20 protein-coding genes and 1 tRNA gene are annotated in these 18,750 nt (G+C 38.4%); 6 read left to right on the forward strand and 15 right to left on the reverse strand.

The window, feature by feature from the left end; genetic code table 11:
* Positions 1–13: 13 nt before the first annotated feature.
* The 6 genes from DV942_RS15880 to DV942_RS15905 all read right to left on the reverse strand — a co-directional run bounded on the left by DV942_RS15880 (position 14) and on the right by DV942_RS15905 (position 4,423).
* Complete coding sequence (locus DV942_RS15880; RefSeq protein ID WP_145859088.1) at positions 14–406, reverse strand: hypothetical protein; 393 nt, start codon at positions 404–406, stop codon at positions 14–16.
* Positions 396–686, reverse strand: a complete 291-nt coding sequence (locus tag DV942_RS15885; protein WP_145859090.1) for a hypothetical protein — start codon at positions 684–686, stop codon at positions 396–398. The genes DV942_RS15880 and DV942_RS15885 overlap by 11 nt, the downstream gene beginning before the upstream one ends.
* Positions 683–1,060, reverse strand: coding sequence for a hypothetical protein (locus DV942_RS15890; protein ID WP_145859093.1), 378 nt, complete (start codon positions 1,058–1,060; stop codon positions 683–685). Before DV942_RS15890 ends, DV942_RS15885 begins: the two co-directional genes overlap by 4 nt.
* 136 nt (positions 1,061–1,196) lie before the next feature.
* Positions 1,197–2,048, reverse strand: a complete 852-nt coding sequence (locus tag DV942_RS15895; protein WP_145859094.1) for an AAA family ATPase — start codon at positions 2,046–2,048, stop codon at positions 1,197–1,199.
* A 54-nt stretch (positions 2,049–2,102) separates the two neighbouring features.
* Complete coding sequence (locus DV942_RS15900; RefSeq protein ID WP_145859096.1) at positions 2,103–4,190, reverse strand: hypothetical protein; 2,088 nt, start codon at positions 4,188–4,190, stop codon at positions 2,103–2,105.
* The gene (locus DV942_RS15905) at positions 4,190–4,423 is read right to left on the reverse strand and encodes a hypothetical protein (protein WP_145859098.1); all 234 of its coding nucleotides are present in this window, start codon (positions 4,421–4,423) and stop codon (positions 4,190–4,192) included. The genes DV942_RS15900 and DV942_RS15905 overlap by 1 nt, the downstream gene beginning before the upstream one ends.
* A gap of 184 nt (positions 4,424–4,607) precedes the next feature.
* On the opposite strand from DV942_RS15905, the gene DV942_RS15910 reads away from it, so the two are divergent.
* Positions 4,608–5,429 (forward strand): S24 family peptidase, encoded by an 822-nt coding sequence (locus DV942_RS15910; RefSeq protein WP_186462326.1) that lies wholly within the window; start codon positions 4,608–4,610, stop codon positions 5,427–5,429.
* A 274-nt stretch (positions 5,430–5,703) separates the two neighbouring features.
* Here the strand turns inward: DV942_RS15910 and DV942_RS15915 are convergent, their stop codons facing one another.
* From DV942_RS15915 to DV942_RS15930, 4 genes are all read right to left on the reverse strand, one after another.
* Complete coding sequence (locus tag DV942_RS15915) at positions 5,704–8,898, reverse strand: efflux RND transporter permease subunit (RefSeq protein WP_145859102.1); 3,195 nt, start codon at positions 8,896–8,898, stop codon at positions 5,704–5,706.
* 64 nt (positions 8,899–8,962) lie between these two features.
* Entirely contained in the window at positions 8,963–10,030 is a 1,068-nt protein-coding gene (locus tag DV942_RS15920; RefSeq protein WP_090983084.1) for an efflux RND transporter periplasmic adaptor subunit, read from the reverse strand.
* A gap of 2 nt (positions 10,031–10,032) precedes the next feature.
* The gene (locus tag DV942_RS15925) at positions 10,033–11,373 is read right to left on the reverse strand and encodes a TolC family protein (protein WP_145859105.1); all 1,341 of its coding nucleotides are present in this window, start codon (positions 11,371–11,373) and stop codon (positions 10,033–10,035) included.
* 82 nt (positions 11,374–11,455) lie between these two features.
* On the reverse strand, positions 11,456–12,067 hold the full coding sequence (locus DV942_RS15930) for a TetR/AcrR family transcriptional regulator (RefSeq protein WP_090983088.1): 612 nt from the start codon (positions 12,065–12,067) through the stop codon (positions 11,456–11,458).
* Between the two features lie 175 nt (positions 12,068–12,242).
* Between DV942_RS15930 and DV942_RS15935 the strand changes: the two genes are divergently transcribed.
* From DV942_RS15935 to DV942_RS15950, 4 genes are all read left to right on the forward strand, one after another.
* Positions 12,243–12,674 carry a sterol desaturase family protein gene (locus DV942_RS15935; RefSeq protein ID WP_244950718.1) on the forward strand — a complete coding sequence of 144 codons (432 nt, stop codon included), beginning with the start codon at positions 12,243–12,245 and terminating at the stop codon, positions 12,672–12,674.
* A gap of 10 nt (positions 12,675–12,684) precedes the next feature.
* Positions 12,685–13,134, forward strand: a complete 450-nt coding sequence (locus DV942_RS15940) for a hypothetical protein (protein ID WP_145859112.1) — start codon at positions 12,685–12,687, stop codon at positions 13,132–13,134.
* A 41-nt stretch (positions 13,135–13,175) separates the two neighbouring features.
* The gene (gene murB / locus DV942_RS15945; protein ID WP_145859115.1) at positions 13,176–14,192 is read left to right on the forward strand and encodes a UDP-N-acetylmuramate dehydrogenase; all 1,017 of its coding nucleotides are present in this window, start codon (positions 13,176–13,178) and stop codon (positions 14,190–14,192) included.
* A 127-nt stretch (positions 14,193–14,319) separates the two neighbouring features.
* Positions 14,320–14,850, forward strand: coding sequence for an RNA polymerase sigma factor (locus DV942_RS15950; RefSeq protein ID WP_090983094.1), 531 nt, complete (start codon positions 14,320–14,322; stop codon positions 14,848–14,850).
* A 483-nt stretch (positions 14,851–15,333) separates the two neighbouring features.
* On the opposite strand, the gene DV942_RS15955 is transcribed toward DV942_RS15950, so the two are convergent.
* From DV942_RS15955 to DV942_RS15960, 3 genes are all read right to left on the reverse strand, one after another.
* On the reverse strand, positions 15,334–15,639 hold the full coding sequence (locus DV942_RS15955; RefSeq protein ID WP_145859117.1) for a GIY-YIG nuclease family protein: 306 nt from the start codon (positions 15,637–15,639) through the stop codon (positions 15,334–15,336).
* Positions 15,640–15,793: 154 nt separating this feature from the next.
* Positions 15,794–15,949, reverse strand: coding sequence for a hypothetical protein (locus tag DV942_RS23545; protein WP_186462327.1), 156 nt, complete (start codon positions 15,947–15,949; stop codon positions 15,794–15,796).
* 122 nt (positions 15,950–16,071) lie between these two features.
* Positions 16,072–16,145 (reverse strand) — tRNA-Asn (locus DV942_RS15960).
* 142 nt (positions 16,146–16,287) lie between these two features.
* Between DV942_RS15960 and DV942_RS15965 the strand changes: the two genes are divergently transcribed.
* Positions 16,288–17,208: a PfkB family carbohydrate kinase gene (locus DV942_RS15965; RefSeq protein ID WP_090983103.1), complete on the forward strand. Its 921-nt coding sequence runs from the start codon at positions 16,288–16,290 to the stop codon at positions 17,206–17,208.
* 136 nt (positions 17,209–17,344) lie between these two features.
* Here DV942_RS15965 and DV942_RS15970 read toward each other — a convergent pair whose 3' ends face one another.
* Both DV942_RS15970 and DV942_RS15975 read right to left on the reverse strand, forming a co-directional pair.
* Positions 17,345–17,587 (reverse strand): cytochrome b5 domain-containing protein, encoded by a 243-nt coding sequence (locus DV942_RS15970; protein WP_090983105.1) that lies wholly within the window; start codon positions 17,585–17,587, stop codon positions 17,345–17,347.
* A gap of 473 nt (positions 17,588–18,060) precedes the next feature.
* Positions 18,061–18,750 (reverse strand): lycopene cyclase domain-containing protein, encoded by a 690-nt coding sequence (locus tag DV942_RS15975; protein ID WP_145859120.1) that lies wholly within the window; start codon positions 18,748–18,750, stop codon positions 18,061–18,063.

Raw genomic sequence — 18,750 nt, forward strand, 5'->3', positions numbered from 1 at the left:
TAATTCTGTTATCTTATCGTGACGGGCTATCCAGTCTGTATACGGGTGATTCCGTAACCAGGCCTCTGTTTGGGCTATTTTTTGCTTTAATTCTGCCATAAATTTTATCTATTTCGTTAAATATCTTTCTTAACTGGTGCGCTTCGTAGTGATAGTTTACCTCATCCATATAGGTATTTTTGAAAAAAATATGGATGCATTTCGCTTCAATTGCATTAAGGGAAAAAGCCCAGCTATTGTTATTGCAGTATATTTGCAGCGATTTAGCCTGTAGCTTGATAAAAACCTTATTTACAATTTCTTCAAAAACTTCCTCTTCAATCGTTTCAGCCGGAAAGCTATCCAGCATCATGCCCAGCATTTTTACCACGGCTTCCAATTGATCTTTATTTGCTTTAAATCGCATCTTCTAATTCAGTTATTTTGGCCACACAAGCCAAATAGTTCTTTTTAAAATATTTATCGTTTCCTAGCAGCTTATCTGCATTTTTCAAAGCTTGCCCTGTACCTGTCCTATTGCGGTTAAATAGTTCCGCTATCCTGCCTGCACTCCAGCCTTCTTCATGCAATAAAAGGGTTAAAATATAGCGCGGTTTAAGTACTTCGTCCTTACGGGTAGCCTTCATTTGCGCCAGTGTAAAACCCGTTTGTTTCTCTACAATAGCAATGATATCCCCGCCTTTCATATCTGTACTGATTCTTTATTTACATCACCAATCATGTATGCATAGCTTTGTTTCGTGATGATTTTATGAGGCCAGAACGTAAAGCCATCCACCGCATTTAAATCAGTGTATTTGCGGCGTAACCAATCTAAAGGCCAGTTACTCGCATCGGCCACAAATTCGGCATCCCGTGCGTTCCAATGGTTAACCCACCACTTCCAAAAAAGCGGGGCTTTAGCTACGTTGTTCACGCTCCACAAATCGCAACAAACCACTTCGCTTAAATACTCCAGCCCTTTATTTTCTTGGTATTGTGTATAGTCATCTAATGACCACCCCAACAGCTGGCAAACTCTCTGTTTGTTAGCTTCAGTTATAAATTTTTGTGCGCTCATGAGTTTTTGATTGAGGTTATTTTGCCAGCATAATTTTGTTTAAAATGGCTTCTTATGTCTTTCTTGTTTTGAGCCTGAACGAATACATAAAACCTGTCTCCGTTCCAATTTTTAAAGTAAACCTTATACTTTTTCATTATGCAGCCTCCTTTCTTAAATAAGCTTTAACAAGGCGTTTTATCCTGCGTATATCGCCCTCGCTTTGGTTAGTGATCCTGATTATTTCGCTTTCTTCTTTCATGCCGTTAGCCTTGATGATTTCGGCTAAATCTCTATCAGTATTGTTTGGCAACTCAACGAAATTCCTACCGAAACGGCTATAGATTTCTTTATATCCTTTGCGGTTAGCGCTAACACCTCTAGTGATTCTTTTTTTGAAGAAATCCGTAGCCTGTAGAACGATACCGCATTTATCTTCAGTAGTATTGTAAATGCTGATAAAGAAGTATAATACCTGATCATTAAGCTTATCAACTTCATCCAGGATGATTAGCGGCTTATCGGCTTTTAGAATAAAGTTTAACACCTCATTCATTAATTCATGAATAGTGTAGCCGCTACCGTCTTTACCCATCGCGGTAAGCAATTCAACTAAGAAAGTTTTACGGCTAAAATGTTCTTTACATACCACACGGTAAACGTTTGGGTGTTCAGTAAATAGCGTAGCAGGTTGAGATTTACCGCTACCAGCAGGTGCAACCACACAAAATACTTCGCTAAAATCTTTGGCATCAGAATAAAGCTGGTGCAACTGCTTTACCCTGCGAACGTTAGAAACAACCTGCCAGCCATCTAAAGAAACAGTAACTTGCTTTTGGATAGATAGCCACATCGTTTCACCGATATTATCCCATTTATCAGATAAAATATTACTGATAGTAGCGTTGGAAACATTGGTAAGCCTTTTGCTGGCTGCATTCTGACTCCCGATTTTAGCCACGTAATTGGCCAATTCATTTTTAATTTGTTCTTTTGATACCGTATTCATAATATATATTGTTAAAAGTTTAGCTGCCACACCCACCGTGGCGGCTTTTTTTTATTAATAAAAATCTCTTATATCTACATCTTCCGCTTCAGCAATCGCTAAAACTTTCCTCGATGCTTTAATTTTTTTCTTAGCTTCAGGCAGTGCCACTGTTGGTGATTCGATTTCTTTCGGCTGGTAAAGGTTTTCTAAGTATTTGCGTTCCGCTTCATTTTTCAAATCCTTAAGCAATACACCCCCTTGCATTAAGCCTTCTACATTGATGTTTGGTAAAGATTTTAAGCGGTTTTGAATGGTTTCTGCCATCAGCCGGTTAATGCTTTTCTTTTCATCAAATAGCCCTTGTATTCTATCATAATCGCCCTCTTTATAATCTGCGAAATTGGATGGCACGAAGTCGTATTTTGGAGCGATAAAGCTTAAACCTTTACCATCCGTTACCATCATTTCGTTGAGGTTTTGAGGATCATAGATGATATCAACCTTTTTACCGTTGTTTTGCCAGATTACTTCAGGTGGAATGTTTAAAGTGATCTTTTCGCCTCCTATAACTGGTTTTAAGCCACTTTTGGTAATTGTCGCATCGTGTTCGTACTTTTTACCGAATAATTGAAGTTTTAAGCTAACATCAATAGCTTTTTGTTTGCTTTTTTCCGATGCATGGAAGGCGTTTAGCCATTCAGATTGGCGGCTAACCCCCGTTTTTGGGTTGGCTTTCATGCGCATTACGTTAATAAAACTGGCAACAACTTCCGGCATTCTGTCAATGCTAGGATAGTTTTTACTTGCTTCTATGATGTATTCAGCGCTTAACCTTTCTTTTGCCGTAATATTTTGGCCAGCATAGTTGTTGGTCGGCATTACCTTTAACACCTGGTGCCATTCTACGCCAAATGACCTTTCAATATATTTACCTTGCGGAACGCCATGAGATTGAGGCGTAAAACGGGCAACTTTTTTATAAAACTGGCCTAATTCGTTTTTATGTTTTACATCTAATCCCCATCTATCCGTTTGTAGTTGATGCGGCAGATAATATCCGCCAGTAAGTTCCGCGATATGGTTGATTGCATTTCTGAAGGCTGAATAAACGAGTTCATGGGTAACAGTATCGCCAACGGCATAACCTAAAATGTAGTCATTGTAAGTATCAATGATCACGTATAACATCGGGCGGTAATGTTTGCTTTTTTGTACTTTACCGTCAGCCTTTAGCCTTTCAACCTCAAAGAATAAATCTAAACAGTTGTCATCGGCATTAATAAATAACAGTGGTGCGGTCGCACGTTTACGCTGTATATCTTTGGTATAGGTATTAGCAGCTTTCTTTAAACCATCCCTTAAAGGCGCAATAATATGTTCATTATTACGGGCGAAATAGCCAACAGCCCCAACGCTTATCGTTGGTTTATCTGCTTTCTTAGCCCAAAGGTTGTAGGCAGCAGCAATAACAGTATTATCTTGCTTACGTGGATCGCTAAGCATTTTTAGCAGTAGCGCTTCGCTTTCTTCATCTTTAATTTTAGTAGAATGGCTATTGCCGAACTTGCTTAAATCCACCAATGAGGCGTAACGGTCGTTAGTATCAGCAATAGCTTTATATTCTTTAACCTTTTCTTTAAGTCTTTTTGGCGCACTAGGAAGTTTAACACCTTCCTTTAAAATCAGTTCCCTAACGGTGTCCCAAAAATCCATTACCGATAAATTTAACAGCTGTTTTAAGGCCCTTTTATCAGTCGTTAAGCGGTCAATCATATTTAACCAGCTGGCGGCTTTAGTATAGCGTTCAACGTAGTTTATTTGTTCTTTACCCTTCGCATTAACCTTGGTATTTGGTAGTTTGTCACCGTTTGGAAGCACATAATCAGAGTAAAAAGATTGGGCCATATAATCCCAATCAATTAGGTCTAATATTGGCTGTTTTGCTATGTATTCGTAGGGGCTACCTATCTTTTTTACTATAACTTCCTTACGCTTTGGTTGCAAGCTTTCAAACTCAATAAACACCTTACGCCCATTGCCTCCAATGCCGTGAACGGTCATTAGGTTGCGTTTTTTATCGCTTTTGTAGCACTCTAGCCCAAAGTAACCGATATATTCATCGTAACTCAAACAAAGGATATTTGTGTTTAAATAATGCATTACCCTAACTTTACAATTTCTTTAATGTGTTGAATCAGTGCGGTTGTACCAGTATTCAATAAATCATCAACAACAGCCACCTTTGCGCTAGCGCCTTTGTTTGCGCTACGGTGACCAGTCCTAACCTGCTTTACTAAACTTTCGCTACAACCAACGATTTCAGCCGTAACGGAGGCCGGTATATTGATTTCGGCCTTTTTTTGTTTTTGGTACATTTCGTTTTGATTTTTCATATCTTCGTTTGCAAAAGTGTTTCTATGTGACACAAATATTAGACAATATTCTATATAAAGCAAATATTTTTATACAAAAATCTATTAAAACACTGTGATGGCTCAAAACCGCCCTATTGATAGGCTATTAGAATACCTCAAATACCACAACATTTCCGCAAGCAAGGCCGAAAAGTCGTTAGGTGTGGCCAATGCTTATATACAAAATTCTAATAATAGGAAAGGGGAAATAGGAAGTTCAATACTTCAGAGGCTTGCAACCGAATATTTAGACTTAAATATAATTTGGCTAATTACGGGAAATGGGGATATGCTGGTAACCCCAAATAATAATGATATTGAAAATGCTAATACCCCTAACGATAACAAAGGATTATTGGCTCTTTCAGATACAAATTCGGTGCAAGATGCCCCCCCAACTTTAGCGAAAATTGCCCCCCCAACTGCCCCCCCAACTCAAAATTTTGGCATGCCAAAGGTTATAGCCATTAATGAAAACAATGAAGATTTAGTAACGCTTGTAGGAGCAAAAGCAGCTGCCGGATATCTGAACGGTTACGGCGATACAGAGTTTATAGAAAACCTCCCTACAATAAGGTTACCAACGCTTAAAGGCGGTACGCATAGAGCGTTTGAAGTAAGCGGGCATAGTATGCAGCCAACTATACAAAATGGCTCTATCGCAGTCGGCAGATGGGTTGAAGAATTAGACGAAATACGTGATAGGCGTATTTACATATTAGTCACCAAAACGGATGGAATCGTTATTAAAAGGGTTTTAAACAAAGTTAAAGAAACAGGAAACCTAATTTTAATATCTGACAACCCTAATAAAAACGATTATTATACTTATCCTTTGGAAGCTTCGAACATTATAGAAGCCTGGTACTTAAGAGGTGCTTTTATTTTTAATTTCCAGGAGCCTGGAGAACTATACAACCGCTTTAATGATTTAGAAGCAAAGGTAACTTTAATGGCAGATCAGCTGCAAAAATTAGCGAAATAACAATCAGTTTTAAGTACTGTACAAGATAACTTTAATAATCTTTTAAAACCTATTTAAAGGTTACAAGATAAATACAAGTAAAAACAAGATAACGGTACAACTAGTTTTATTTCGCTTTTTGTCTAAATTTGCGTTTCTACGCTCCAATCGCACAAATTTTGCACTTTTTTATATATTGATAATGGGGCATGTAGTTTTAACCCCCTTATTTTGAAACCATAAAAAAGCCCCGATTTGGGGTCGGGGCTAATTGATTGTTAATTTGGAGGTATAATTAATGTCCGTGATCTAGATCGTATTCATTTACATCTTTATGGTCATACGGTTCAACCATTAATTCATCGATGGTTTTTCCTTTTTTATTGAAGCCAAAGCGCTCTAACATCCTGTCGAATATTAAGTATACTACTGGTACCACGATTAAAGTTAGGAACAATGAGCTGGTTAATCCACCAACAATTACCCATGCCAGGCCATTTTTCCACTCAGCACCCGCGCCGCTGGCCAATGCAATTGGTAGCATACCGAATACCATGGCGATGGTTGTCATTAAGATTGGTCGTAAACGTGCATGGTTGGCCAATACAAGCGCTTCTTTGGTTTCTTTACCTTCAGCTTTTAAGTGGTTGGTGAAATCGACCAGGATAATCGCATTTTTTGCTACCAGACCCATCAACATAATTAATCCTAAAATGGTGAAGATACCGATTGAGTTATTGGTTAAAGCCAGCGCTAATAATGCTCCGATTACCGCTAAAGGAAGTGAAAACATTACTACCAGGGGATAGATAAAACTATCATAAAGTGCAACCATAATCAGGTAAACCAAAATAATTGAAGCCAATAAAGCAATACCTAAAGTTCCAAAACCTTCGCTCTGGTTTTCCTGATCTCCTGCCCAGCTATAACTTACACCAACCGGTGCCTTAAGCTTGCCATTTTCCTGCAGCTCTTCCAGTTTAGCCTGAAACTCTGCAACTACGGTACCTGTTGGTCTACCAATCGATTGTGCTTTAACCGATACTGAAGTCGATTTATTCAAACGCTCCAGCTGACTTGGACCCGAACCCTCTGTAATGGTTGCAAACTGTGATAACTTAATCTGTTTACCCTCATTATTTACAAAAATAAGGTTACGTACATCGTCAATGTTCTGGCGGTTAAAGTTCTGATACTGGATGTTAATGTCGTATTCGTACTCTCCTTTACGGTATTTACCATCGGTGTTACCGGCGAAAGCAGTCTGCATAGTTGATCCTACGGTTTGCAAGGTCAAGCCCACAGCCGACATTTTATCACGGTCAACCTGAACGTTAATTTCTGGTGTTCCTTTCTCTACCGATAATTTAATCTCAGTAGCACCAGGAATAGAGGCAAGAACCTTTTGTGCGCCTTCAGCATATTTCAAGGCGCTGTCTAAATCAGAACCCATTACCACCAACTGGATGGGTGCGTTTTCTGCGATACCCAAAATACTGATCGGCACAGTTTTTACTTTTGCGCCTACCAGTTCTTTAGCCAATGCACGGCTCATTTTTGTGGCGAAGATATCTGAAGAAACACCTTTACGCTGATCGCGTTCAACCAGTTTTACGTTAATTTCCGATTTATAGGCTGTAGCTTGTGTACCACCGAAATCACCTGTTGATTGTCCCACAGTAGTAATCAGCTGCGTAATTTCAGGTTGTTTATCTAAGAATGCTTCTGCTTTTTGAGTAAGGAAGTTGGTTTGCTCTAAAGAAGCATCTTTTGGCAATTCCAATTGCACCAGGAATTCACCTTTATCTGATTTAGGGAAAAATTCTGACCCGATAAAACCGCCAGCCAATAATCCGCATGAACTTAAGAACATCACCACCACGGCAACTAAAGTTAACGCTTTATGATTTAAAGACCATGTTAAAATGCTGGTGATCCAAAGTGTAAATTTCTTCAATTGTTTTTCGAACCAGAGAATAAAACGGCCAAATATATTTTTGCCTTCTATGTGTTCTAACTTACCGAAACGGGAGAAGATAAGTGGTACAATGGTAAATGAAGCTAACAATGATAGTAATGTTGCAATAATTACCACGATACAGAACTGACGTAAAATATTAGATACTAAACCGGTACTTACTGCGATCGGGAAGAACACCACCACAATTACGAAAGTAATGGATACAACCGTAAAACCAATCTCTCTTGTTGCATCAGAGGCTGCCCTTACTTTGTTTTTGCCCATCTCCATGTGTCGCTGGATATTCTCCAATACCACAATCGCATCATCCACCAGGATACCTACCACGAGTGATAGTCCGAGCAGTGACATTAAGTTTAAGGTAAAGCCAAATAAGCTGATACCGATAAAGGTAGCGATCAGCGAAACCGGAATTGATACCATTACAATTAACGCATTACGTAAACTGTGCAGGAAGAAAAGCATCACGAAGGCTACCAGGATAACCGCTAAGATTAAATCGTGGATTACCGCATCAGCAGACTCTAAAGTAAAGATTGAACTATCGTTTACAATCCTCATGTCTAATTTATTGGCTGCATATTCTGCTTTAAGTTTGGCAATAATGGCGTGTACACCTTTACTTACCTCCACAGCATTCGCATCACTTTGTTTAATGATCTGGATAGCGATAGATGCTTTGCGGTCAATACGTGCCAGTTTCTCTGTTTCTTTCTGCGAATCCTGAACATCTGCCACGTCACCTAAACGGATTTGTGCACCATCTTTGCCTGTAGTTAATACCAGGTTTCTCAATTCATCAATACTTCTGTATTTACCCGATAAACGGATCAATACGTCCTGGTTCTGCGTTTTAACACTTCCTGTAGGGAAATCCAGGTTTGAAGAAAGGATCATTTGTTGTACCTGTGGAACTGCAAGGCCATAGCCCTGTAGTTTGTTGGCGTCAAGTGAAACCTGAATTTCACGTTCAGAACCACCCACTAAATTTACCTGTGCAATACCATTTACCCTCGAAATTACCGGGGCAATCCGTTTGTCAATTAAATCGTAAAAACTTACGTCGTCCATATTGGCAGAAGCCGTCATGGTAATTACCGGTAAATCATCAAGCGAGAACTTACTCAATGATGGTGTTTTTACATCTTCCGGTAATTGAGAAAGAATGGCATTAACCTTTCTTTGCGCATCATTTAACGAGATATCGATATTTGCTGCATCTGTCAGCGTAATGGTTACGGTTGATAAACTCTCAAACGATACCGAATTGATTTTTTTGATGTTTTCCATCGATGATACCGCATCCTCAATTTTTTTGGTTACGGTATTTTCAACCTCATTCGGCGAAGCACCAGGGTAGATGGTTGAAATAGATACTACGTTGTTAGAGAATTTTGGAAGTAATTCATAACCCAACGAAAAGTAACTTAATAAGCCAAGTAAGGTAAGTGCGGTAAATACCACAATAACCAGCGAAGGCCTTTTTATAGATATGTCTGTTATCTTCATTTTAATTCGTGTTGCGTTGTGCGATTGGCATATCGCGTTTTTAAAAGCTGAAAATTCCGCTAACTTACTTTACGATACTAACGGGAGTACCTTCGGTTAAGTTAATCTGTCCACTGGTAATTACAGTTTCACCTTCTTTTAGGCCATCCAGAATTTCAACGTTATCCCCTAAGATACGACCAGCTACCACATTACGCGTTTTAGCTGTATTGCTGGCTTTATCCAATACAAAAACCTGGTTGCTGCTCACACTGCCCACAAAAGATGTACGCGGGATAAGAATGCTTGGCGCCTGTTTAGGGAACTTAAATACTGCAGTGCCGTACATACCGGCCTTTAAAGTGTTTTTATGGCTGTTCTCCACTTCAATTTCAACTGGAAAATTCAGCGTTGCATCGGCCTTAGCAGCGATAAAAGTTACTTTTCCGGAGAAGCTATCCGTTGGGAAAACAGAAGATTTGATCTCGATCTGATCACCTATTTTAAGGTTGGCCACCTGCGATTCGTTCACATTAACTTTCAGTTTTAACTTAGAAACATCCACCAGTTCGAATAACTGTGTGCCTTGAGCTGTTACAAACGCACCAACTTCAATGTACCTTTTGTTTACAATACCGTTAATCGGCGATTTAATGTTTGCATCGCTTAACCTTCTTTGTGAAGCCTGTAAACGTAATTTTGCATTTTTTGTGGCCAGTTTAGCCTGATCTAACTGTTGTTGGGTAACGCCACCAGTTTGGAATGAGCTTTGGTATCTGGCTTCATCTCTTTTTGCATTCTCGTAAGTAGCTTCAGCAGTTTCCCTGTCTGTGTTGATGATTTCTGCATCAACACGGGCCAAAACCTGTCCTTTGCTTACCCTGTCGCCTTCATCTACGTAAATAGCTTTAACCCGGCCCGCATTTTCTGATAAGAAGTTAAGTTCCTGTTTAGGAATAAAATTTCCGTTTGCGCTGAAATCTAAATCTACAGCTTTTTTCTCTACTTGAGCAACCCGAACGGCAACCGCGCCACCACCTTTAGCAATGAAAGCAGTTTTTTCTTCGTTCTTCTTTTTATTGTTGCTTAAAACATAAGCTATTGCACCGAGGGCAACAACAACTACGATGATTATGGTAATTACTCTTTTCATTTCTATTGTACTAGCGATTTAATGTTTCCGTTTGATTTGATTAATTGTATTTCGGCTATCTTATAATTTAATAAAGCCTGTGTATAACTGTTTTGTGCCGAAGTAAGTGCATTTTCGGTATCCAAAAGATCGGTTAGTGAAGCTAAGCCGTTATTATAGTTATTTTGGGTACTTCTATAAATCTCTTGAGCTAAATCGGCATTTTTACGTTGCGATTTAATGGTATTTAAGTTGTTGCGCAACTGTATTTTTGCATTTTCGTAAGCCAGATTTAAGGCGTTATTGGTTTCTCTTCTGCTTTCCCTGGCTTTTTTGATATCCACATCTGCCTGGCGGATTTTAGAGCGGGTTAAGAAGCCGTTAAAAATCGGCACCCTAAGTGTTAAACCAATTGCCGATGAACCAAAACCGATGGCCGAAGCGTTGGAGTTAAGGAAATCGAAGCTATTGCTCTGGCTCGAATAGGTGTAATTTCCAGTTAAAGATAAGCTGGGATAATATTCGGCCACATAGGCTTTCCGTTGCAAGGATAGCAGTTTGTCCTGGTTATTTAAAAGTTTAACTTCAGTTCTGTTGGCCAGATCGATAGAATCTGTAAACACAGGTAATGTAGTTACTTCTGTTAATTCGGTAGGGGGTAGGCTGATTGGGGTTGCAACCGCCATTCCCATCGAAAATTTTAACTGGTTTTCCAATTGGGTAATCGCATTAATGACTTGCTCGCGTTGTGTGTTCAGATTGGTTAAGTTTACGCTGATCCGGTCTACATCAATCTTTCTGGCCAAACCATTTTTATACTGCGTGCCCACAATTTTTTCAACTATCTTAACATTTTTAATGTTGGTGTCGATGACGTTAAGCTGTTGCCTGTTTACTAAAACCTGATAGTAATTGTTGGCTACCAGTTCGATAATTTGTTCTTCGGTTAACTGCGAGGTAAGCGCGTAATATTCTTCACTTGATCGTGCAGCCTGCAGGCCGGTAAAAACCTGTTGGTTAAACAATTGCTGTGAAAGCTGAACCCCTGCGGTTGAATTCCAGTTCTGGCCTAATTTAAACGATTGTGTTGCGCCGCCAATATTTGCAACCAGCTGACCGATAATTGGATTGTAAGTTAAACCCACATTTCCGGAGATTTGTGGCAGAGCTTGTGCCCTAACTTCCTGCACCTTATATTTTCCACCTTCAATATCTAACCTGGCATTGCGCACTTTAGTATTGTTTTGGAGCGCAAAGGTAAGCGCATCTTTTAAGGTAATTTGCTGCTGTGCAATTGCCAGCTGCGGTAAAACCGAGCCGATAATAACAATGAGCATTAATCTTACCGCATTGATTCTAAGCATAATCTATTGTTTTTTTGTTTTTGGGTTCTTCTCTTTTATTCAGCCTTTAAGTTGAGGCTATTTGTTTCTGCCAATGTTAAGTTTAATCCGCACATCTTAAGCCTCTTACAAATATGGTGGTCAGGTTTTTTTGTTTTAAGGTCATTCTATTTAATGACTTTTTATCAGGAAAAAGATCTTTTCCGGTTTCCATAATACACATGGTGGAAAGGCCCATTAAACTTTCAAGATACAATTCGGCAACATGTTCAGTGTCTTCATGTTCAATTTCTCCTTTTGCTTTGGCCTGACCAAAAATCTCTGCGAAAAAATCCTTTTCAGATTCTTTTAATGTACGCAGCTTGCCTTTAATTACATCATCATTCAGTAAATCCGGGATGCCCTCCGTAATGCGGAGCATATAATACTTCTGGAAAAATGTATTTCGTACATCAACGATGTTAAAAAGAATTTCCTGTAGTGGTAAATCAGGATTATGTTTCTTTTTGATCAGTTCAAAGAAATCGTTAAATACCCTTTCTATTACTCCTAAAATTAAATGTTTTTTATCGGGAAAATAATAATAAAGAGATGGTTTTGATACGGACAGATCTTCGGCAATATCATTCATGGTGGTTTTACCAATGCCAAAATGGATAAAGCGTTTTATCGCACCATCAATAATCTGTTCTCTCTTTTTATCAGCTACAATCATTTTACTTTTCTACTTTCTGACTTTTTTAATATTTTAGTCAAAAATAGTGCTAAAAAATGATTTGTCATGAAAATTGATTTCAAACCGAATTAAGCTTACAATCTTATGACATAATTTTAATTGTTCTACTGTTTATATATCTTTACAAACCAATTATTTAGAAAAATTGTCAGTTTTGATCAACATCCTCACCGTACTTTTTACCATCATTTCGATGGAGTGTATTTCATGGTTTATACACAAGTACCTGTTTCATGGGCCGCTTTGGTTTATGCATCGAAGTCACCACGAGAAATCGAAATCATTTTTCGAATGGAATGATTTGTTTGCAGTGTTGTTTGCCGCCACATCTTTGTATTTAATGTATATTGATCAGGATAACTTAGGTTATCGGTTTTTTGTGGGGCTGGGTATTACTTTGTACGGATTGATTTATTTTGTGATACACGATTGGTTTGTACACCAACGTTTTAAAACTTTTAAAAGCAATAATGCTTATTTGCAGGCGGTACGGAAAGCACATAAAATCCACCATAAAAACAGGGGGAAAGAAAAGGGAAAAGCTTTTGGTTTGTTGTTTGTGCGGAAAGCAGTATTAAAAAGCTAAATTATATCAAATGAAATCTTATCACCTGTCCTTTTTGATTGGAATTGTTTTTTTAAGCTTGTATTCGTGTGGCAAAAAAACTAATAAAGACCGCGCCATCGCGCTCGTAGAATCAAAATATGAAAAAACTAATCAGGATTTGAATTTCGATGAGGCAAAACTGGATAGCTTATATAATATTTCTCCTCAGGCTTATGCCGATAGTTTAAAAAAGGGAGATGAATTGGATGTTATGCTGGCCGAATTAGAGAGCCAGATTGAACACCTGGGACAGGCAGAATCGGACAGTGTAGGGTTAATTAGTGCTAAACTCACAAAAGAAAGATACCGCCTGTTGGATCTAAAGAAAATCAAACCACAATTTATCGGCTGGAAACTTTCAGGTGTATCCATAGCGGGTAATAAGCAAAAAGCTGTAAGCTTTAATTTTGATAAGGAAATTACCAAAATCGTTCCTTAACTGTTTTTTATTTTACTTTTGCAGCATCATACAAAATCACCATGCTTCAAATTCAGGAAAATATTTCACTAAAAACATACAATTCCTTTCGTATAGATGCCAAGGCAAAGTTCTTTGCCGAAATTTTTTCTGAAGACGAGTTGCGGTCGTTGTTTCAGGATGAACTGGTAAAAACGCAAAAACTGCTTGTTATGGGGGGCGGCAGCAACGTGCTTTTTACGCATGATTATGATGGTTTGGTGATTAAAATCAGTATCAAAGGCATTCAATCTGAAGTTATTGATGATAAGGTTATGGTAACCGCTGGCGCAGGCGAGGTTTGGAACGATTTTGTAAACTACTGTGTTGAACACCGTTTTGCCGGTGTAGAAAATTTAAGCCTGATTCCGGGAACGGTGGGTGCATCACCAATACAGAATATTGGTGCGTATGGGGTAGAGTTGAAAGACGTTTTCGAAAGCTGTACGGCATTTGAAATCAAAACCGGCGAAATTAAAACCTTTACTTATCATGATTGTCATTTTGGCTACCGCGAAAGTGTTTTCAAAGGCGTATTAAAAGGGCAGTACATTATCACTTCTGTTACTTTCCGGCTATCGGCTGTGCCAAAAATAAATACTTCTTATGGTGCTATTGAAACTGAATTGCAAAGCAGAGGGATAGTACAACCTACCATTGCAGATGTTTCCGCCGCTGTATCTCATATACGGGTGAGCAAACTGCCCGACCCATCTACCATCGGAAATGCCGGTAGTTTTTTCAAAAACCCGGTGATTGAAAAACATGAATTTGCAGATATTGTGGCAAAACACCCCGATGTGGTGCATTACCCTACGGCTGATGATAAAATTAAACTGGCAGCGGGCTGGTTAATTGAGCAATGCGGCTGGAAAGGTAAAGTGGTTGGACAAACCGGTACCTGGAAAAACCAGGCGTTGGTTTTGGTTAATCATGGGCAGGCAACAGGAGCAGAAGTGTATCATTTTTCTGAACAAATAATAGACAGTGTAAAGTCTACTTTTGGAGTCACTTTGGAAAGAGAAGTAAATATTCTGTGACGAACATTGATTGTTAGGTAGTTAGACATTGTAGATAGCTTTCCTGAAAATTTTGGTATTAAGTTTGTTTGAGTTAAAGAGAATGAACAATAATTGATTTGTTTTTAATCTCCTAAAGCTAAATATCATGACAAAATTTGAATTCAACCATCTAGTTAATCATCACTCGGTATCACTTAGATCTTATGCTTTAAATTTTACAAAAGACGCAGAAGACGCAAATGATTTGGTTCAGGATACGATGCTTAAAGCGATTACTTATTATAATAAGTTTAAAGAAGGTACTAATTTAAAAGGATGGCTATTTACCATCATGAAAAATACGTTCATTAACAATTATCGTCGATTGGTTAAAACGAATACTTTAATTACGCAGAGCGAGGATATTTCTTCTGCAAATCTATCATATAGTGCTACCAAAAATAATGCAGAGAGTAAATTTGTGTTAGGCGATATTGATAAAGCATTAGCACAATTACCTGAAGAATATTATGTGCCTTTTATCCGCTACTTTGAAGGTTATAAATATCATGAAATTGCTGATATGTTAGAGATTCCAATCGGAACTGTTAAAACACGCATCCATGTGGCAAGGGGGATTTTGAAAAAATACCTTAAAACATATTCAAAAGAAATTGCCACAGCAGAATTAGCTTAAGGTACATCTATTATGGAATTAAAGGCTCAGATTAATCTGGGCCTTTTTTGCTAGGGTCAACTTTTTAAGTTGTTTGTTATCCAAGGGGGATGGATAGTTTTAATGTATCGCCATTTCGAGAATGTTAGCGAGATCTTTTAAATTCGATGTGTAAAGCTTGTTTCAAGATCTCTGCTCAATATTTAATATTAGACAGCATATTTGTCATTCTGACAAATTGCAAGGAAATGCCCATCGATAATTCCGCTTGATTCCTTTTTTTTCTGTTAGGGCAAACCAAATGTTTTGCTTGGTCCACAGGTTTTGGTTCTGATCCGTTTTTCCTCTATAGACTAACCAATTATTTGCTTAAAGCATTTATCCCACAACTTTTGGTATTGATCCAAAATAATTTTTTGTCCAAAATAGACCTTAAACAAAAAACCCACAACTTTCGTTGCGGGTTTTGCTCCTTCTGCTGGGCTCGAACCAGCGACCCTCTGATTAATCCCGCACGTGCGGGACTCTAACCAGCTGAGCCAAAATTCCAGTCAGCATTTCTCCTTTAACCATACGCTCAATCAACTTCCGGCTTTTCTGGCTTTTGATAAATCTTTCCAGACGCATTGCTTCAGCCTCTACATGCCCACAAGAGAACACAGCTTTCAAATGCCAGGGCCTGTGCTTTGAGGTAAATGTGCTAACAGCTAAGTTGTTGTGCTCCTCAAGTCGACGGACATAATCACTGGTGTATCCAACATAGTAAAGATTAGCCGCTTTAGAATATAAAATATACAGGTAGTATGTCATAAGTACAAAACAAATGAGTTGCGCTACCTAGAATGAGTATTACTTGTAAACGATCAAAATAGTCTTTTGTCCAAAATAGACCTTAAACAAAAAACCCACAACTTTCGTTGCGGGTTTTGCTCCTTCTGCTGGGCTCGAACCAGCGACCCTCTGATTAATCCCGCACGTGCGGGACTCTAACCAGCTGAGCCAAAATTCCAGTCAGCATTTCTCCTTTAACCATACGCTCAATCAACTTCCGGCTTTTCTGGCTTTTGATAAATCTTTCCTTAGCTACTTTAGAATATAAAATATATAGATAGTATGTCATAAGTATAAAAAACAAATGAGTTTGGGCTACCTAGAATGAGTATTACTCGTAAACGATCAAAATAATCTTTCGTACAAAATAGACTATAAACAAAAAACCTACAACTTTCGTTGCAGGTTTTGCTCCTTCTGCTGGGCTCGAACCAGCGACCCTCTGATTAACAGTCAGATGCTCTAACCGGCTGAGCTAAGAAGGAATCCGGCTATCCAAAAAAACAGAGGATTTTAACCTTTCAGAAAACATCCGCTTGTTCGTTTTGGGAATGCAATATTAGGGCTTTTAAATTATTTATGCAATATTTGCAGTGAAAAAATTTTAAAAAAATTTAATACATATATATGAGCCTGATAATCATAGGTACTGTAGCTTTTGATGCTATTGAAACTCCTTTCGGAAAAACAGATAAAATTGTTGGTGGTGCAGCAACTTACGCAAGTTTGGCCGCTTCTTACTTTTATAATAAAGCAAAAATTGTGGCCGTGGTGGGCGATGACTTTCATCAATCAGACATTGACACCTTCACCAACCACGGTATTGATACAGAAGGGTTACAGATTAAAGCTGGTGAGAAATCATTTTTCTGGTCGGGCAAATACCATAACGATATGAACAGCCGCGATACTTTGATTACGGAATTGAATGTATTGGAAAATTTCGATCCGATTATCCCGGAGAGCTATCAGGACTGCGAATACCTGATGTTAGGCAACCTAACGCCCCAAGTACAGCAAACGGTCATTAAACGTCTTAAAAACCGACCTAAACTAATTGTAATGGACACCATGAACTTTTGGATGGATATTATGATGGATGATTTACTAGAAACCATTAAAATGGTAGATGTATTAACAATTAACGATGCCGAAGCACGCCAGCTATCAGGAGAGTACTCATTGGTGAAAGCTGCGAAGAAAATCCTAACAATGGGTCCGAAATATTTGATCATTAAAAAAGGGGAGCATGGGGCACTGTTGTTTCACGAAGATCAGATTTTCTCGGCTCCAGCCTTACCATTGGCAGAGGTATTCGATCCGACAGGCGCTGGCGATACATTTGCAGGCGGATTTATCGGTTATTTGGCGAAAGTGGGTACTATCAACTTCAATAACATGAAAAATGCAATTATTTATGGCTCTGCCCTGGCTTCCTTTTGTGTAGAAAAATTTGGAACGGAAAAGTTGTTGAATTTAACTGATGAAGAAGTTGCAGCGAGAATTCAGGAATTTGTAAGCTTAAGTTCTTTCACGATAGAAGCGTAATCAGTTAACAGTTTTCAATAGCCAGTTATCAGTTATATCATGCAGATAAATTGAGCCGTATATTTTAAGTGTAATGCTTAAATAATGCGGCTTTTTTATTGGGTAAATGGTTATCGAAACCTGGAGGCTACCAAAATTAATTCGGTTGTACAAGTATGGCTATTGGCACAAATTTTTCAAAAACCGCTTCAGTATGTGGTGCATCTGCAAGTTCATCAGTCAGATCCTGCCCCGCCCAATGCTCATAATGTTTACCATTTTTCCATAATCTGCTATCTGTCATATCATAGATCAGACCTTTATAAGCCACCCATATTTGAGGCTTATCCTGTCCGTTACGCAACGCAAGCTGTTGTTTGGTATAGCCTGGTAAATCCATTTAAATTAATTTCGGGTTGAAGATAATCAAAAGGTTTTAACCATATAAGAAATATAATGGCTTACAAACTGATATATTCTTGTGCCTGTAGACTAATTAGTTATTATTTTTTAAGCAAACACAAGCGCAAAGCCTTCATTATAAGTGAATTTGAAAACCTTTACCTCAATATTTATAAATCGATCTTCATATTTTAGAGCGCAATACTTGTACAAATCAATAAGTGTGTTCCCGTTTTACACTTATACGCTTCGCTGCCTCGTACCTCGTTGCTGCAGGGTATCGCTTCAACCGGGGCTAGCTGGCCGCGACAGCATTTCATTTTTGGGGTTGCAGAGTGCAGAAACTGCTGTTCCTAAACCCGGATTGAAGCGAACACGAAGTGCAACGGAGTAAAGCGCAAAGCGGGGCTAAAGATGCCAAGTGCCACTGCACCTACATTTCCTAAAAAAACGGCGTTGGCTATTACAATCTTATGAGATCGCTTTACCGGCCCTGCTTTTAAAAAGCTCATACAGGAAAACATTCATTAACAACAAACTCATTAAATAAAAATGATCTTCGAAAGGTATTGTACCTACCCTAAAACCTATATTTTCTTTATTATTATACATCACCACCGGAATAGCCGTTAAAAAACCATTTACGATATAAAAAGGAATAAGCGAAACCAGGTAAGCCCTGTAGAACCTGTACATAAACCTGAGTTTTACATTCACATATTCTACGTAAGCCAGCACGATTAACAAAAAGCCAAAATTAATCAACGTATACCACCTGTTATAAGCAAAAAACAAAATGGCCACACTAAGTCCCAGAAATAGGTTACTTAAGGCGAGACTATACTTTTGAAGCTTGTTTTTGGGAAAATAGACGTTTAAACACTCGTAAATAAATACGCAGGCATAAGGCACAGTTAAAAAAAACAAAATCTCTTCCAAGGGTAAGCCGAAAAGATTTATCCCTACGATGTAATCCGGATTAAAAGACCAGACATTAAGCTTGGTAAATAAAATGTCCCAAATTAAAAAGATAACTCCTGTAAGGAGTATGGCTGGAAATATAAACTTCCACTTGCTAAAAAAGTGGACCTTTTTATCAAACGATAAAACCAGCGGAAAAAAAATTACGGCTATATTGATAATTAAATATATATAATTCAT

This window comes from Pedobacter suwonensis, from assembly GCF_007833675.1.
In the GTDB taxonomy this organism is placed as follows: domain Bacteria; phylum Bacteroidota; class Bacteroidia; order Sphingobacteriales; family Sphingobacteriaceae; genus Pedobacter; species Pedobacter suwonensis.

What these genes read in the sequence shown, in the direction of transcription:
- DV942_RS15880 (WP_145859088.1), bottom strand. Translation starts at nt 406, where the DNA reads ATGCGATTTAAAGCAAATAAAGATCAATTGGAAGCCGTGGTAAAAATG.
- DV942_RS15885 (WP_145859090.1), bottom strand. Translation starts at nt 686, where the DNA reads ATGAAAGGCGGGGATATCATTGCTATTGTAGAGAAACAAACGGGTTTT.
- DV942_RS15890 (WP_145859093.1), bottom strand. Translation starts at nt 1,060, where the DNA reads ATGAGCGCACAAAAATTTATAACTGAAGCTAACAAACAGAGAGTTTGC.
- DV942_RS15895 (WP_145859094.1), bottom strand. Translation starts at nt 2,048, where the DNA reads ATGAATACGGTATCAAAAGAACAAATTAAAAATGAATTGGCCAATTAC.
- DV942_RS15900 (WP_145859096.1), bottom strand. Translation starts at nt 4,190, where the DNA reads ATGCATTATTTAAACACAAATATCCTTTGTTTGAGTTACGATGAATAT.
- DV942_RS15905 (WP_145859098.1), bottom strand. Translation starts at nt 4,423, where the DNA reads ATGAAAAATCAAAACGAAATGTACCAAAAACAAAAAAAGGCCGAAATC.
- DV942_RS15915 (WP_145859102.1), bottom strand. Translation starts at nt 8,898, where the DNA reads ATGAAGATAACAGACATATCTATAAAAAGGCCTTCGCTGGTTATTGTG.
- DV942_RS15920 (WP_090983084.1), bottom strand. Translation starts at nt 10,030, where the DNA reads ATGAAAAGAGTAATTACCATAATCATCGTAGTTGTTGTTGCCCTCGGT.
- DV942_RS15925 (WP_145859105.1), bottom strand. Translation starts at nt 11,373, where the DNA reads ATGCTTAGAATCAATGCGGTAAGATTAATGCTCATTGTTATTATCGGC.
- DV942_RS15930 (WP_090983088.1), bottom strand. Translation starts at nt 12,067, where the DNA reads ATGATTGTAGCTGATAAAAAGAGAGAACAGATTATTGATGGTGCGATA.
- DV942_RS15940 (WP_145859112.1), top strand. Translation starts at nt 12,685, where the DNA reads ATGAAATCTTATCACCTGTCCTTTTTGATTGGAATTGTTTTTTTAAGC.
- murB (WP_145859115.1), top strand. Translation starts at nt 13,176, where the DNA reads ATGCTTCAAATTCAGGAAAATATTTCACTAAAAACATACAATTCCTTT.
- DV942_RS15950 (WP_090983094.1), top strand. Translation starts at nt 14,320, where the DNA reads ATGACAAAATTTGAATTCAACCATCTAGTTAATCATCACTCGGTATCA.
- DV942_RS15955 (WP_145859117.1), bottom strand. Translation starts at nt 15,639, where the DNA reads ATGACATACTACCTGTATATTTTATATTCTAAAGCGGCTAATCTTTAC.
- DV942_RS23545 (WP_186462327.1), bottom strand. Translation starts at nt 15,949, where the DNA reads ATGACATACTATCTATATATTTTATATTCTAAAGTAGCTAAGGAAAGA.
- DV942_RS15965 (WP_090983103.1), top strand. Translation starts at nt 16,288, where the DNA reads ATGAGCCTGATAATCATAGGTACTGTAGCTTTTGATGCTATTGAAACT.
- DV942_RS15970 (WP_090983105.1), bottom strand. Translation starts at nt 17,587, where the DNA reads ATGGATTTACCAGGCTATACCAAACAACAGCTTGCGTTGCGTAACGGA.
- DV942_RS15975 (WP_145859120.1), bottom strand. Translation starts at nt 18,750, where the DNA reads ATGAATTATATATATTTAATTATCAATATAGCCGTAATTTTTTTTCCG.